The 12,938-nt window shown below is 67.3% G+C and carries 15 protein-coding genes; 8 read left to right on the top strand and 7 right to left on the bottom strand.

Features of this window, described 5'->3' with window-relative positions; all coding sequences use genetic code 11:
• The first annotated feature begins 106 nt into the window (after positions 1–106).
• The 5 genes from rpmH to E5S66_RS01365 all read left to right on the top strand — a co-directional run bounded on the left by rpmH (position 107) and on the right by E5S66_RS01365 (position 5,039).
• Positions 107–247 (top strand): 50S ribosomal protein L34, encoded by a 141-nt coding sequence (gene rpmH, locus E5S66_RS01345; RefSeq protein WP_028840469.1) that lies wholly within the window; start codon positions 107–109, stop codon positions 245–247.
• Positions 248–293: 46 nt separating this feature from the next.
• Entirely contained in the window at positions 294–800 is a 507-nt protein-coding gene (rnpA, locus tag E5S66_RS01350; protein WP_246037098.1) for a ribonuclease P protein component, read from the top strand.
• Positions 797–2,434, top strand: coding sequence for a membrane protein insertase YidC (yidC, locus tag E5S66_RS01355; protein ID WP_138346858.1), 1,638 nt, complete (start codon positions 797–799; stop codon positions 2,432–2,434). The genes rnpA and yidC overlap by 4 nt, the downstream gene beginning before the upstream one ends.
• Before the next feature lie 177 nt (positions 2,435–2,611).
• Positions 2,612–3,940, top strand: a complete 1,329-nt coding sequence (mnmE, locus tag E5S66_RS01360; RefSeq protein ID WP_138346860.1) for a tRNA uridine-5-carboxymethylaminomethyl(34) synthesis GTPase MnmE — start codon at positions 2,612–2,614, stop codon at positions 3,938–3,940.
• A 76-nt stretch (positions 3,941–4,016) separates the two neighbouring features.
• Positions 4,017–5,039 carry an energy transducer TonB gene (locus E5S66_RS01365; RefSeq protein WP_138346862.1) on the top strand — a complete coding sequence of 341 codons (1,023 nt, stop codon included), beginning with the start codon at positions 4,017–4,019 and terminating at the stop codon, positions 5,037–5,039.
• A gap of 76 nt (positions 5,040–5,115) precedes the next feature.
• On the opposite strand, the gene E5S66_RS01370 is transcribed toward E5S66_RS01365, so the two are convergent.
• The 7 genes from E5S66_RS01370 to E5S66_RS13530 are packed head-to-tail and all read right to left on the bottom strand — an operon-like array spanning position 5,116 to position 10,080.
• The gene (locus E5S66_RS01370; protein ID WP_051247373.1) at positions 5,116–6,321 is read right to left on the bottom strand and encodes an ABC transporter permease; all 1,206 of its coding nucleotides are present in this window, start codon (positions 6,319–6,321) and stop codon (positions 5,116–5,118) included.
• A complete protein-coding gene (locus E5S66_RS01375; RefSeq protein WP_028840474.1) occupies positions 6,318–7,073 on the bottom strand; it encodes an ABC transporter ATP-binding protein in 756 nt (251 codons plus the stop codon). Before E5S66_RS01375 ends, E5S66_RS01370 begins: the two co-directional genes overlap by 4 nt.
• 25 nt (positions 7,074–7,098) lie before the next feature.
• Positions 7,099–8,652, bottom strand: a complete 1,554-nt coding sequence (locus E5S66_RS01380; protein ID WP_138346864.1) for an alpha/beta hydrolase — start codon at positions 8,650–8,652, stop codon at positions 7,099–7,101.
• Positions 8,653–8,697: 45 nt separating this feature from the next.
• Complete coding sequence (locus tag E5S66_RS01385; protein ID WP_028840476.1) at positions 8,698–8,895, bottom strand: helix-turn-helix transcriptional regulator; 198 nt, start codon at positions 8,893–8,895, stop codon at positions 8,698–8,700.
• Entirely contained in the window at positions 8,892–9,317 is a 426-nt protein-coding gene (locus E5S66_RS01390; protein WP_028840477.1) for a hypothetical protein, read from the bottom strand. Before E5S66_RS01390 ends, E5S66_RS01385 begins: the two co-directional genes overlap by 4 nt.
• Positions 9,314–9,904 carry a hypothetical protein gene (locus E5S66_RS01395; RefSeq protein ID WP_138346866.1) on the bottom strand — a complete coding sequence of 197 codons (591 nt, stop codon included), beginning with the start codon at positions 9,902–9,904 and terminating at the stop codon, positions 9,314–9,316. The genes E5S66_RS01390 and E5S66_RS01395 overlap by 4 nt, the downstream gene beginning before the upstream one ends.
• Before the next feature lie 2 nt (positions 9,905–9,906).
• A complete protein-coding gene (locus E5S66_RS13530; protein ID WP_156880599.1) occupies positions 9,907–10,080 on the bottom strand; it encodes a hypothetical protein in 174 nt (57 codons plus the stop codon).
• Positions 10,081–10,415: 335 nt separating this feature from the next.
• On the opposite strand from E5S66_RS13530, the gene E5S66_RS01400 reads away from it, so the two are divergent.
• The 3 genes from E5S66_RS01400 (at position 10,416) to E5S66_RS01410 (ending at position 12,876) form a co-directional block, all read left to right on the top strand.
• The gene (locus tag E5S66_RS01400; RefSeq protein WP_212745306.1) at positions 10,416–10,700 is read left to right on the top strand and encodes a hypothetical protein; all 285 of its coding nucleotides are present in this window, start codon (positions 10,416–10,418) and stop codon (positions 10,698–10,700) included.
• Positions 10,697–11,491 carry a hypothetical protein gene (locus E5S66_RS01405; protein ID WP_138346868.1) on the top strand — a complete coding sequence of 265 codons (795 nt, stop codon included), beginning with the start codon at positions 10,697–10,699 and terminating at the stop codon, positions 11,489–11,491. The genes E5S66_RS01400 and E5S66_RS01405 overlap by 4 nt, the downstream gene beginning before the upstream one ends.
• A 167-nt stretch (positions 11,492–11,658) precedes the next feature.
• Positions 11,659–12,876 (top strand): hypothetical protein, encoded by a 1,218-nt coding sequence (locus tag E5S66_RS01410; RefSeq protein ID WP_138346870.1) that lies wholly within the window; start codon positions 11,659–11,661, stop codon positions 12,874–12,876.
• Positions 12,877–12,938 lie beyond the last annotated feature (62 nt).

Below are 12,938 nucleotides of genomic sequence, written 5' to 3' on the forward strand. Positions count from 1 at the left end.
GCCAAACCATCAGCTGGCGCAGGAAAAGCGGTTGGACTTGCACGGGGCGTGTTAGCCAGCTATGATTCCGGGTCTTATTCTTTGAAACAAAGCAAGCAGGCCCGCCATGGCGACCAAGCGCACTTACCAGCCCAGCAACCTCAAGCGCAAGCGTGATCACGGCTTCCGCGCCCGCATGGCCACCGCCGACGGCCGCAAGGTACTGGCGCGTCGCCGCGCCAAGGGCCGCCGTCGCCTGACCGTCTGACCTTCGGGTCGGATCGCGCGTCCGGCGTCCGCGCCGGAACCAAATGATGTTGCCAGCGATGAACCAGACGCCGGCGTCCACGCAGGATGCCGGCGTTGTCGCGTTTGCGCGCCGCAAGGCCGCCGGATTCCCGCCTGCCGCGCGGGTCCGCGCCAAGGCCGAGTTCGGCCGCGTGTTCGATGGCGGCCGGCGGACCGCCGAGCCGCGCCTTGCCCTGCACTGGCTGGCCGATGCAGCGCCGCCGCGGCTGGGCCTGGCGGTCTCGCGCAAGGTCGATCCCCATGCGGTCGGACGCAACCGCATCAAGCGCGCCCTGCGCGAATGTTTCCGCCGGCTGCGCCCGCAGCTGCAGGGTGGCGCTTACGTCGTGGTTGCCCGCAGCGGCGCCGCGCGAACCGACAACCGCACCCTGCAAGCGGCGTTTGAGCAGCTGTTGACGCGCGCCGGCGCGTTGCCCCTGCCGGCCGTGGCCGGCACAATGCCGCCCGCCGATTCCCCGGCTCCTCCCGATGTGGCCGCGCCGCAAGCGCGCCCCGAGACCCCTGCCCAATGAACCAGATCCGTACGTTCCTGCTGATTGCCTGGCTGATGGTGGCGTTCCTGCTGTGGCAGGAGTGGGGCAAGGAAAAAGTCGCCGCCGCGCAGCCTGCAGCGGCGGTTCCCGCGGCAGCGCAGGGGGAAGTGCCGGCCGCCGTCGCCGCCCCGCTGGCGGCGCCCGCCGCTGGCACCATCGCGCAGGCCAGTGCGGTGGCCGTGGCGCCGACCCTGCACCTGCGCAACGACGTGCTGGCGCTGGAATTGAACGGCCGCGACGTCACCCGCGCCGAGCTGCTCCACTACCCGCAGACCCGTGCCGCCGGCAGTCCGCCGGTGGTGCTGTTCGATACCGACCCGGCCCGCTTCTTCGCCGCGGAAGCCTTCTGGCGCGGAGTCGACGGGGCGGAGCTGGCGCTGCAGCCGCAGGGCGATGCGCGGGAGATGACGCTGGCCGATGGCGCCGCCGAGGTGCAGGCGCGCTTCGTCGCCACTGCCGCCAACGGCATGCAGCTGCAGCGCACCTACACGCTGGCGCGCGGCAGTTACGCGCTGCGGGTGCGCGATGAATTGGTCAACACCGGCAGCAGCGCCTGGACCGGCGACATCGAGCGCCGGCTGGAGCGCGTGCCGCCAGCGGTCAAGACCGGTTTCACCAACCCGGAATCGTTCAGCCTCAACGGCGCCGCCTGGTACAGCCCGGAAGACAAGTACGAAAAGCGCAAGTATCCGAACTTCGTCGAGGACGGCCCGCTCAACCAGCAGGTCACCGGCGGCTGGGTGGCGCTGTCGCAGCATTATTTCCTCGGCGCCTGGGTGCCGCAGAAGGACCAGGCCGCGCTGTACTCGCTGGCCCAGAAGGGCCATCTCTACAGCATCGCCGCGCGCGGGCCGCGGGTGACCCTGGCCCCGGGCCAGCGCTTCGAGAGCACCGCCTCCCTGTGGGTCGGCCCCAAGCTGGCCGGCAAGCTCGACGCCACCGCGCCCGGCCTCGGCCTGGCGATGGACTACGGCATCTTCACCGTGCTCTCCAAGCCGATCCACTGGCTGCTGACCCAGTTGCACAAGCTCACCCACAACTGGGGTTGGGCGATCGTGCTGCTGGTGGTGTTGATCAAGCTGGTGCTGTATCCGCTGTCGGCCGCGCAGTACAAGTCGATGGCGAAGATGCGCAAGTTCCAGCCGCGGATCGCCCAGCTCAAGGAGCGCTACGGCGACGACAAGCAGAAGTTCCAGATGGCGATGCTGGACCTGTACAAGAAGGAGAAGATCAACCCGGCCGGCGGCTGCCTGCCGATCTTCATCCAGATGCCGGTGTTCCTGGCCCTGTACTACGTGCTGCTGGAAGCGGTGGAACTGCGCCAGGCGCCGTGGATCATCGGCTGGGTCAGCGACCTGACCGCGCGCGATCCGTTCTTCATCCTACCGATCCTCAACGCCGTGGTGATGTTCCTCACCCAGAGGATGTCGCCGATGGTCGGGATGGATCCGATGCAGCAGAAGATGATGCAGATGATGCCGCTGGTGATGGCGGTGATGTTCGCCTTCTTCCCGGCCGGCCTGGTCCTGTACTGGGTGACCAACGGCGCGCTGGGCATGGCCCAGCAGTGGTGGAACATGAAGCGCTTCGCCGAGGAACCGGCGAAGGCCTGACGCTTTTCCGGTCGCGACGCTGTCTGATGGCAGCGTGCGGCGGGCCATGGACAAGACTCTCGGCGACATGGATGTCGCCGAGAAGCCTCCATGGACGGATTCACGGCGTGTCTTGGCCATGGCCCGCCGTGCGATGCCAAGCCGGGACGCTGAATCCGATCTGCCATGATTTCCCCCATGTCCGACACCGACACCATCGTCGCGATTGCCACCGCCGCCGGCGAAGGCGGGGTCGGCATCGTGCGCCTGTCCGGGCCGCGGGCGCGGCCAATCGGCGAGCGCATCTGCGGCAAGCCGTTGCGGGCGCGCATGGCGCAGTACGCGCGCTTCACCGATGCCGATGGCGAGACCCTCGACGATGGCATCGCCCTGTATTTCGCCGGTCCTGCCAGCTTCACCGGCGAGGACGTGGTGGAACTGCAGGCGCATGGCGGCCCGGTGCTGCTGGGTGAACTGGTGGCGCGCTGCGTGGCGTTGGGTGCGCGCCAGGCCGCGCCGGGTGAGTTCAGCCAGCGCGCATTTCTCAACGGCAAGCTCGATCTTGCGCAGGCCGAGGCCATTGCCGACCTGATCGCGGCCGCCGACGCGCGTGCGGCGCGAGCGGCGCGGCGGTCGCTGGACGGCGCGTTCTCGCATCGCGTCGATGCGCTGATGGCGCAGCTGCTGGCGATCCGCGTGCACGTGGAAGCGGCGATCGACTTCGCCGACGAACCGCTGGACACGCTTGGCGGCGCGGTCCTGTTCGGCCGGCTGCAACAGGCGCGCGACGCACTGGTGCTGCTGCGCAGTGACGCCGAGCGCGGGCGCAAGCTGCGCGACGGCCTGCACGTGGTGCTGGCGGGCCCGCCCAACGCCGGCAAGAGCTCGCTGCTCAATGCGCTGGCGGGCAGCGACCGCGCCATCGTCACCGACATCGCCGGCACCACCCGCGACGTGCTGCAGGAAACCATCCGCATCGACGGGGTCGAGCTGACCCTGGTCGATACCGCCGGGTTGCGCCATGCCGACGATGCCATCGAGGCCGAAGGCATCCGCCGCGCCCGCGGCGAACTGGGGCGCGCCGACGTCGCGCTGGCGGTGCTGGATGCGCGCGATCCCGAAGCCGGGCGGGCCGCGCTCGCCGCCGATCTGGCCGGCGTGGCGCAGGTGCTGTGGCTGCACAACAAGGCCGACCTGCTGCCCGCATCTCCCGCGCTGGACGATGACGCGCTGGCGGTGTCGGCGCATACGGGCCTGGGGCTGGCGAAGCTGCACCAGCGCCTGTTCGCGCTGGCCGGTGGCGGCGCGGGCGAGGGCGCGTTTTCGGCGCGCGCGCGCCACGTGCAGGCGCTGGCGCTGGCCGACGACTGGTTGGCACGGGCCGCGGCGGAACTGTCCGTCGAACGTCTGGAACTGGCCGCGGAAGCACTGCTGCGTGCGCACGATGCGCTGGGTGCCATCGGTGGGCGGGTCGATGCGGATGGCTTATTGGGTCACATTTTCAGCTCGTTCTGCATCGGCAAATGAGCCCATCCACTTGACAACCGGCGCCCGGATGCCGCGTGCTACGCTGAAAAGCGCTTTGCATAACAGGGGGAACGCAATGACTGCAAACAACAAGATGCGAAAGGGGTGGGTCCCGGTCGCACTGACGGTGGCCGTGGCCTGCGCGCTGGGGGCATGCAAGAAGGACGAACAGGCGGCTGCGGGTCCGCAGGCGGCGCAACGGGCAGCGCCCGCGCCGACGCCGGAAACGGTGGTGTCGGCGTCGGTGTCGGCGATGGGTGTCGACCAGCTGCGCGACGCGGCCAACACCGCCTACAACGACAACCGGCTGTACGCGCCGCCCGGCAACAACGCGATGGAGTACTACCTCGCCCTGCGCGACAAGCAGCCTGGCGATGCCGGTGCATCCAGCGCACTCAGCGATCTGTTGCCGATGACGGTGATCGCCACCGAGCAGAGCATCGCCCGCGAGGACTACGAGGAGGCTTCGCGCCTGCTGGCCCTGATCGGCAAGGCGGATCCCAACCACCCGGCGCTGGAGCGGCTGAAGGCCAGCGTCGCCAGCGGCGAATCGAAGCTCAAGCAGCAGACCGAGACGCAGAAGCTGACCGCCGAGGAAGAGGCCAAGCGCAAGGCCGACCAGCTCAAGCAGCGCGAGGAAGACCAGCGCAAGCAGCAGGAGCAGCAGCGCCAGCAGGTGGCACAGCAGGAGCAGGCCCAGCGCGAAGCTGCGCAGCGCGAGGCGGCCCAGCGTGAAGCCGCGCAACGCGAGGCCGCGCAGCGCGAGGCTGCCGAGCGTGAAGCGGCGCAGCGCCAGCAGGCGGCGCCGGCCGCCGCAGCGCGGCCGGCCGCGGCGTCGACCGAATTGCGCGCGATCAGCCAGCCCGGGCCGAAGTTCCCGCCGGCCGCGCAGCGTGCCGGTGCTACCGGCTCGGTGCAGGTGGAGTTCACCGTCGGCACCGATGGCAACATCGCCAGCGCGCGGGTGGTTTCGTCCGACGGCACCCGCCAGTTCCAACGCGAGTTCGAGCGCGAGGCGCTGAACGCGGTCAAGCGCTGGCGGTTCCAGCCGATCGGCCAGGCCACCACCAGCCGCCGCACGATTTCGTTCGAGCAGTAAGCGCGGCGGAGCGAGCGGCAGCAAAAAGCCCGGCGTCCGCCGGGCTTTTTGTTTACGCGGGAAGCGGGTGGATCGATCAGGCCGAGATCGCCAGCTTCTCCTGCCGGTAGCGCCACACCGCCAGCGCCCACAGCGCCGCCGCCAACGCCAGCGAACTGGCCAGATACAGGCCCCACTGCTCCATCGACGCCGTTTCGCCGCGGGTGATCTTCTGGATCAGCTGGTTCTGCGACAGGAACGGAACCGCGTACTGCCACAGCGCGGTGTCCTTCAGCGGATAGGCCATCAGGCCGTAGGCCGGCAGCATCGGCAGCATCATCAGCCACATGATGTGGCTCTGCGCTTCCTTCATGCTCTTGGCGCCGGCGGCCAGCGCGGTGATCAGCGCGGTGCCGATCAGCACCAGCGGCACCAGCGTCAGCAGCAGCTTGCCCATGGCCAGGAAGCTCACGTCCATCTGCTTGGCCATGCCGCTGGCCAACGTGGCCGACAGCTTGAACGACACCAGGATCAGCAGCATCGACGCCAGGCCGAGCAGGGCCGCCGCCAGCATCTTGCCGCCCACCAGCGCCGCGCGCGATGCCGGCGTGGCCAGCAGCGGTTCCAGCGACTGCCGCTCGCGCTCGCCGGCGGTGGTGTCCATCGCCAGATGCGCGCCGCCGATGAAGGCGAAGATGGTCAGGATCATCGGCAGCAGGATCGACATGAACTGGCTGTTCTTGGCTTCCGGCGTGGCCATGTCGCGGGTGCCCACGTGCAGTGGTGTGGCGATGCCCGGGTTGATGCCGCGGATCAGCAGCCGCATCGCGCCGACGCCGTTGCCGTAGCCCTCCAGCACCTTGCCCACCCGCGCCACTTTCACGTCGCCGTTGCGGCGGGTGGTGTCGGTGATGATGTCGATCTTGGCGGGCTTGCCGGCATGCCAGTCCTTGGCAAAATCGGCATCGATCGCCAGCGCCAGGTCTTCCTGCTGGGCGCGCACGCGCGCTTCGATGTCGGCCGGTGCCGGTTTGGCTTCGATGCCGTAGCTGGCCAGGAACTTGACCAGGTTGGGCGCGCGCTCCATGCCCACCACCGGCACGCTGAGGGTCTTCTCCAGCTGGGTCTCGGCGCGCATCTGGGTGAGCTTGCCGATGCCGAGGAAGATCAGCGGGTACAGCAGCGGTGCCACCAGCAGGCTGAGATAGAAGGTGCGGCGGTCGCGGAAGAAGTCCAGCCACTCCTTGCGCATCACCGTCAGCATGGCGGCGAAAAAGCCGGTCTTGTGCGTGGAGTTGTTCATGCGTGCAGTCCTTCCTCGCTGCCGATCAGTTTCACGAATGCGTCTTCCAGATTGGCCTCGCCGGTCAGCGCGCGCAGTTCGTCCGGGGTGCCCTGCGCGGTCACCCTGCCGCGGGCGATGATCACGATGCGGTCACACAGCGCCGCCACCTCCTGCATGATGTGGCTGGAGAAGATCACGCAGCGACCTTCGCCGCGCAGCTCCTGCAGGAAGCCGCGCAGGCCGCGGGTGGTCATCACGTCGAGGCCGTTGGTGGGCTCGTCGAGGATGACGTTCTTCGGATCGTGGATCAGTGCGCGCGCGATCGCGGTCTTGGTGCGCTGGCCCTGGCTGAAACCCTCGGTCGCGCGGTCGAGGAAGTCCTCCATCTGCAGCGCCTGCGCGAGCCTGCCGGTGCGCGCGGCGATCTCCGCCGGCGACATCCCGTGCAGCTTGCCGAAGTAGTCGATGTTCTCGCGCGCGGTCAGGCGCTTGTAAACGCCGCGCGCGTCGGGCAGCACGCCCAGGCTGCGGCGCACGCGTTCTGCGTCGCTGGCCACGTCGATGCCGTCCACCAGCACGCGGCCGGACTCCGGCGACATCAGGGTGTACAGCATGCGCAGCGTAGTGGTCTTGCCGGCGCCGTTGGGGCCGAGCAGGCCCGTGATCTCGCCGTCGCGGGCGGTGAAGCCCACGTCGTCCACGGCGATGACCGGGGTCTTGTCCTTGCCCCGTCCGGGGAAGGTCTTGCGAAGGTGTTCTGCAACGATCATTGCAAGCGTCCTGTTGGAGGGTGGCTTACGGCTGCGCGCCGTTGAAGCTGATGAAGGGCGAGGGATAGGCCAGCGTGTCCAGGCATTTGCCGTCCAGCGCCTTGGCATCGGCCTTCTCGATGAACTGGGTGAACAGCTTGGGCATGCAGCCGGCGCCGATCACGCTGTGGCCCTGGCCACGCAGCACGAACAGGCGGCCGTTGGCCAGCGACTTCACGATCTCCTCGCCGTAGCGCGGCGGGGTCACCGGGTCGAACTCGCCCGCCAGCACCAACGCCGGCACCTTGGTGGCCAGCGGCTGGTTGAAGTCGGCCGGCACCGCGCCCTTCGGCCAGGCCTTGCACATCGCGGCCATGCCCGACGGCATCAAGTTGCCGAGCACGGTATTCGCGTCTTCCTCGCGCACCACCATGCTGTTGGCATCCTCGCTGCAGATCACCGACAGCTGCATGCCCATCGCCATCGCGTCCTGCATGTCGCCGCTCATCATCTTCGACAGCGCCATCAGGTTCTCGTAACGGCCGGCGTTGGCTTCGTGGATCAGCTTCGGCAGCAGGCCGCTGGCCAGCGGCATGTAGGCGTACATGCGCACCAGCCCGGCCACGGTTTCCGCACGCAGCGTGCCCTGCTTCATCTCGCCGCTGCTGGCGTCGCGGTACTGCAGCTGCACCGGGTTGGCGCGCAGCGTGGTCAGCAGCACGTCGAGTTCCGCGCGCGGATCGCCCAGCTTGTCCTTGCAGGCGGGGTCCTTGCTGCACAGCGCGAACTGCAGCGCCAGCGCGTCGTCGAGGTTGCGGGCGAAGATGTTGCCCAGCCCCAGGGCGTTGGGCACCGGCGAATCCAGCACGATGCTGCGGGTCGCGGCCGGATGGCGCATCGCGTACTGCTGGGCGACGCGGGTGCCGTAGCTCACGCCAACCAGGTTGACCTGCTCGGCGCCGATGGCCCGGCGCACCGCATCGAGGTCGGCGATGGCGTCGGTGGTGGTGTAGTGGCGCAGGTCGGCCTTTTTCGAAAGCTCGGCCGCGCAGGTGGTGGCCTGCGCCTGCATCGCCTCGGGCGATGGATCGAAGGCGTCATCGCCGCCGTCCGGCGCCTTGCAGGACAGCAGGTTGGATTTGCCGGTGCCGCGCTGGTCGACGAGGATCACGTCGCGCTGCTTGCGCACTTCCTTGAACACCGGATCCAGGCCGGGGAAGGTTTCGACCGCCGACTGACCGGGTCCGCCGGCGAGGAAGAACACCGGGTCGGGCATCCTTTCGCCCTTGCCGGTGGCCTGCAGCCAGGCGATGTTGAGCGCGATCTTGCGGCCTTCCGGCTTGGCGCGGTCTTCCGGCACCGCATAGGTGGCGCACATCGCCTCCAAGCTTTCCTTGGCCATCGGCGAGCTCAGGCTGCACGAGGTGAAGGCGATCTGGCCCAGCATCACCGGCTGTACCGGCGCGACCGGGCCGGCCGCGGAATCACTCGCCGTCGCCGGCTCGCCCGCGGTGCCGGGCTTCGGGTTCAATGCCTTGTAGCCGAAGATCGCGGCGGCAACCGCGACGGCAAGGATCAGTCTGGTCTTGCGGGAGTTCATCGGGACAACCCCTTTGGGTGCTTGCAGGTGGAAAAGCGGAAGGATTCAGGTTTCATCGGGCAGGAAGATGTCTTCGATGCGGCAGGCGAACAGGCGGGCGATGCGGAAGGCCAGTGGCAGCGACGGGTCGTACTTGCCGGTCTCCAGCGCGTTGACGGTCTGCCGGGACACGTCCAGCCGCAGCGCCAGTTCGCCCTGCGACAAGCCCTCGCATTCCCGCAGTTCGCGCAGACGGTTGTTCATGCGTACCTGCGGTGCAGGCCACCACGAACCAGTGCGTAACTGGCCAGCAGCAGCACCGTCAGTACTGCCATCAGGCGCTTCTGCGGCCAGTCCAGCAGGCCGGCGTCGATCAGGAACAGCAGGGCCATCAGCCCCTGCAGGCTGATGCCTGCGGCCCAGGCCAGCGCCTTCAACTCGATGCCGCGCTCCAGTTCGTCGCAGTCGCGCAGGAAGCGCAGGTAGCAGGCGAACAGCCAAGCCATCGCGGCGGCCGGCGCCAGTGCGCCGGCAAAGCGCAGCCACCGCGCCAGATCCGGCTGGCGGGACAGCCATTCGTGCAGGCCGGTCAACGCCAGGAACAACAGCGAAGGCAATGCCGAAGCGCGGTAGTACGCGCGCAAGGCCGGGCTCAGGTGCTGGCAGTAGCGTGCGAGCGCGCTCACAGGTAGCGCTTCGTCAGCACGATCTTGGCGATGCCGTAGCTGGCGCACAGCAACGGGAACACCCAGATCATCGCGGCGGCGGCGTCGACATCGACGACCTTGGCTTTCTGCAGCAGCCCGGTGGCGAAATACAGCAGCGACACCAGCAGGCTGGCAGCGCCGATCGCCTCGGTTTCGATGCGCCGCTGCAACTCGTCGATCTCGCGCAGGTAGCGCAGCGCGGCGCGCATCAGCAGCGCGATCGCCAGCGCCGGCAACACCGCCACCAGCGCGCGCAGCGGCACCGATTCGATCCCGCGCTTGACCAGCCAGATCGACAGGAACAGGGTCAGCGAATAGCCCACCATGATCGGCCACAGTGCGCGCAGGTAGCGGCGGCCGGCCGGCTGCGCATACATCTCGTCGCAATGCTGGCGCCACCAGCGCGGCAGCAGCAGGAACAGGGCCGCCCCCAGCAGGTAGCCGGCGCCGATGCCGACCCACATGCCCACCATCTCGTCCGGCCAGCGCAGCAGCCATTGGCCGGCCGCGGCCAGCGCCAGCGCGGCCAGGCCGATGGCGACGAAGATCCACATCCAGCGCCGCATGCTCATTGGCCGCCGCCCCTGCGCGCGCGATCGAGCAACCCGAGCCCCACGGCCAGGAATGCCATGCCGACGCCGAGCATGGCCGGTTGCCCATTGAAGGCGAGGACCAAGAAGGCCATGCCGACGCCGAGGAGACCGGTGCCGGTGCCTTTCAGGCGGTTGCGCGGTGTGACCATGACGGAAATCCTATGTCAAGCGAGCTTGACAGGGACGATACCGGCGTCACGAAAGGATTGTCAAGGTTGCTTGACAGGCCTGGGCTCGCGACGCGCCAGACGCGCGATACATCGCGAACATAATGTGTTGTTTGTCACAAAATGTCGTGATAGCGTTGCAATAAAGCGGCAATTTATGACATTTCGCGTCACTTCCGCAGAGAGATTAATGACCATTGTCGAGGTGAAAGCGACAGGCTGATGGTCGGAAGTGGGCGATAACAAGAAACCGACCCGTTGCGAACGCGTGGACTGTGGCGAACTTCCCGAGAGCGACACGCCGAGCCGACCTTCACATGGAAGTGACGACCGAAGTGCGCAATGCGCGCAGCAGTTCCGCGCTCGGCGTCGCTGCGGGCCGCATGGAGTCGAAGGACGAGGCGCGTGGCGGTCAACTGCGCGCGACGGCGAGCGCACAGGTGTACTTCAATCGACCCCACGACTATGCGCCATTCAAGCGCAGGGTCTGGGGTCGCGGCGACGGCAAGTTCGAGCAGGGCAGCATGTTCAACCCGTATTGGCAGGCTCGACTGGTGGAAACGCGGCGCGCGGACAAACTCATTCTTCTGGCGACTCTATGAACAAGCCGTTCGCAACCGCTGCCGCGGCGCTGATCTGCCTGGCCGCCGCGGCCGGCTGCCACTCCAGCGCTGGTGAAGACGTTCCGGACCATGCCGGGAAAGCGGATGTCGAGGCCAACCGTCCCGCGCTGCACGCAACGCTGCGATGGGAGCGGTTGTATGACGGCAAGAACGTACCACGCGAGAACTACGCCACGCTTGTGCAGGACTGCAAGGCCGCCGGTTGGCCGGTGCAGGAGCTTGCAGCAGCGGACGTGCAGAAGCTGGGGAAGGGTTTTGTAGAGCTTTGGCAGGATGCTCGCGGCGCCTACGGCCGGCAGACGGTCTGGGACTTCACGGTGGTGGACACTGACGAACCCAACTGTGTGGTCAAGCTAAAAGAGACTGTAGGCCATGAAAGCCGGAGCTTTCGCGAGATCGATGGCACTCCGATCGAGATTTCCCCGGTGGACCCGGCGGAGGCGGTAGCGACGGCCAAGCTGTTGGGCTTCACGCGTGTGGGTGAATCGCAGGTCAAGGGCCAGCCGTGCACCCGCTGGCGCAGCAAGAACCATGAAGAGTGTGTCTGGTCCGGCGGGCTGGGTATCGGCATGAGCGATGCGCCGACGGAATCGTTGTGTACCACCCTGGGCCCGATGGCGTATCTGAAGGGGTTGCCCTTGGAGAGCATGCATGGCCCGCGGGGGGCGGGCTGCAACCTCGAGCTGGAAACCATGTCGGTCGGCAAGGGCCTGCTGCCGGAAGTCGGGCGCGCCATGGCCGAACTGGACGCGCCGGCAGCGGAAGACTGACGCATGCGTACCTTCGGTGTGGAATGCGTAGCGCCGCTTGTGGAGTCGTTGACGCCGCACGCGAATCTCCGGCGCCACCTGCCATCAGGCTCCATAAAGACGTTTCGCTGGGATATGAATCGATGAGTCATGAAAGCAGCGGCGGACCTCGGCGTACTTCCCGGAGGATGTCGGTAGTGCTGGGAGGAATATCGGTGCTGGCGTTGGTGCCGGTGCTGGCGGGTACTGGCGCACGAAGCGATGGTTACGCTGTCAGGAGCGGTCAGGCGGCAACGGCAGCCCCGGCCGATCGAGGCGGCGACCGCCCTGTTCCAGCACGTGTCGAAACGGCCTCATGCAAACAGAATGGAAGTGCGGCGGAATACTTGGGAAGTTACGAGATCATTTCGGTTTCCCGATATGCCGGCAGTTCGAGTCCGGACGAACAAGCAAGGGAGCGCATCGGGAAAACGGTCGTGCTCTCGGCCGGAATGTTCCAATCGAACTGGAACAGGACATCCGTGGCGAGGCCGCGCTACCGGATTTCCTGTTATCCGGTTTTGCGGGCCGAGGGGGAGATTCCCGCGACGCGCTGGGGCGGGCATTGGAGCAGTTTCTACGGGTTCGGCACTGACCGGAATGCCGTGGCGGTGCTGGAAGTCCATGCGCCGGATGACAAAGTCGGGGACCCTGCGTCCTGGTACGAAATCGTGCACGAGGATGGAAACGAGCAGCTCTGGCACATGTACGACGGCTGGTTGTACAAGCTGAAGCCGGTGGCATCTCCCCGGACGAGTGCGCTCAAGCCGGAAGACGTGCCTGATGAAGGGGCGCTCAAGCAGTTGGTGGGCACCGCGACCCTGGGTTCGTCCGTGCAGCTGGTCAATTATCCGGATATGCCTGTATCGGATCGTATTCTCGCGGGGTTGCAAGCCGCGGGAAGGGTGATGACGACGGCGGATGGAAGCACCGTGACCTGGGGCTTCAAGGACGAAGAGGCGAACCTCCAGTCGGTGATCATCGCGGACAAAACCGGGCGGCTCGAATTGGCCGCAGTCGTGGATGACATCCTGGGACTGACGTATGGAAAATCCGGTACGTACGCCTCCGTGGCCGAATACGAAAAACGAGCCAAGCGTCAGGGACTGCGACCGCGGGTCATCGTGTTCGCGCGCGATCAGGCCAGCCTGGTCACGGCCTATCCATTGCTGAAGCGTTGGATGCAAGCGAATCTGCTTGGCTTCAACACTTCCTGCGCGGCGCACGCCGCCGCATGCGCATTGATGCCGGACCTCGATCTGCCTATCGATGTCTATCTCGCCCCGGGCGCTGGTTCGGCCCCGGTCAAGGTGGCGACGCCGGATCTTCCGGCAGCACAGATCCCGCTTGAGGCGTTCACCCAATAAGCCTCACGGGCGTCGCCAGGTCGGTAATCGCGCACGGACTAGACCGGCAGCACCGGCCGGGC

Source organism: Thermomonas fusca, from assembly GCF_005862345.1.
GTDB classification, from domain to species: Bacteria; Pseudomonadota; Gammaproteobacteria; order Xanthomonadales; family Xanthomonadaceae; genus Thermomonas; species Thermomonas fusca.

Coding starts and splice junctions, on each gene's coding strand:
- rpmH (WP_028840469.1), top strand. CDS start 107: ATGGCGACCAAGCGCACTTACCAGCCCAGCAACCTCAAGCGCAAGCGT.
- rnpA (WP_246037098.1), top strand. CDS start 294: ATGTTGCCAGCGATGAACCAGACGCCGGCGTCCACGCAGGATGCCGGC.
- yidC (WP_138346858.1), top strand. CDS start 797: ATGAACCAGATCCGTACGTTCCTGCTGATTGCCTGGCTGATGGTGGCG.
- mnmE (WP_138346860.1), top strand. CDS start 2,612: ATGTCCGACACCGACACCATCGTCGCGATTGCCACCGCCGCCGGCGAA.
- E5S66_RS01365 (WP_138346862.1), top strand. CDS start 4,017: ATGACTGCAAACAACAAGATGCGAAAGGGGTGGGTCCCGGTCGCACTG.
- E5S66_RS01370 (WP_051247373.1), bottom strand. CDS start 6,321: ATGAACAACTCCACGCACAAGACCGGCTTTTTCGCCGCCATGCTGACG.
- E5S66_RS01375 (WP_028840474.1), bottom strand. CDS start 7,073: ATGATCGTTGCAGAACACCTTCGCAAGACCTTCCCCGGACGGGGCAAG.
- E5S66_RS01380 (WP_138346864.1), bottom strand. CDS start 8,652: ATGAACTCCCGCAAGACCAGACTGATCCTTGCCGTCGCGGTTGCCGCC.
- E5S66_RS01385 (WP_028840476.1), bottom strand. CDS start 8,895: ATGAACAACCGTCTGCGCGAACTGCGGGAATGCGAGGGCTTGTCGCAG.
- E5S66_RS01395 (WP_138346866.1), bottom strand. CDS start 9,904: ATGCGGCGCTGGATGTGGATCTTCGTCGCCATCGGCCTGGCCGCGCTG.
- E5S66_RS13530 (WP_156880599.1), bottom strand. CDS start 10,080: ATGGTCACACCGCGCAACCGCCTGAAAGGCACCGGCACCGGTCTCCTC.
- E5S66_RS01400 (WP_212745306.1), top strand. CDS start 10,416: ATGGAAGTGACGACCGAAGTGCGCAATGCGCGCAGCAGTTCCGCGCTC.
- E5S66_RS01405 (WP_138346868.1), top strand. CDS start 10,697: ATGAACAAGCCGTTCGCAACCGCTGCCGCGGCGCTGATCTGCCTGGCC.
- E5S66_RS01410 (WP_138346870.1), top strand. CDS start 11,659: ATGTCGGTAGTGCTGGGAGGAATATCGGTGCTGGCGTTGGTGCCGGTG.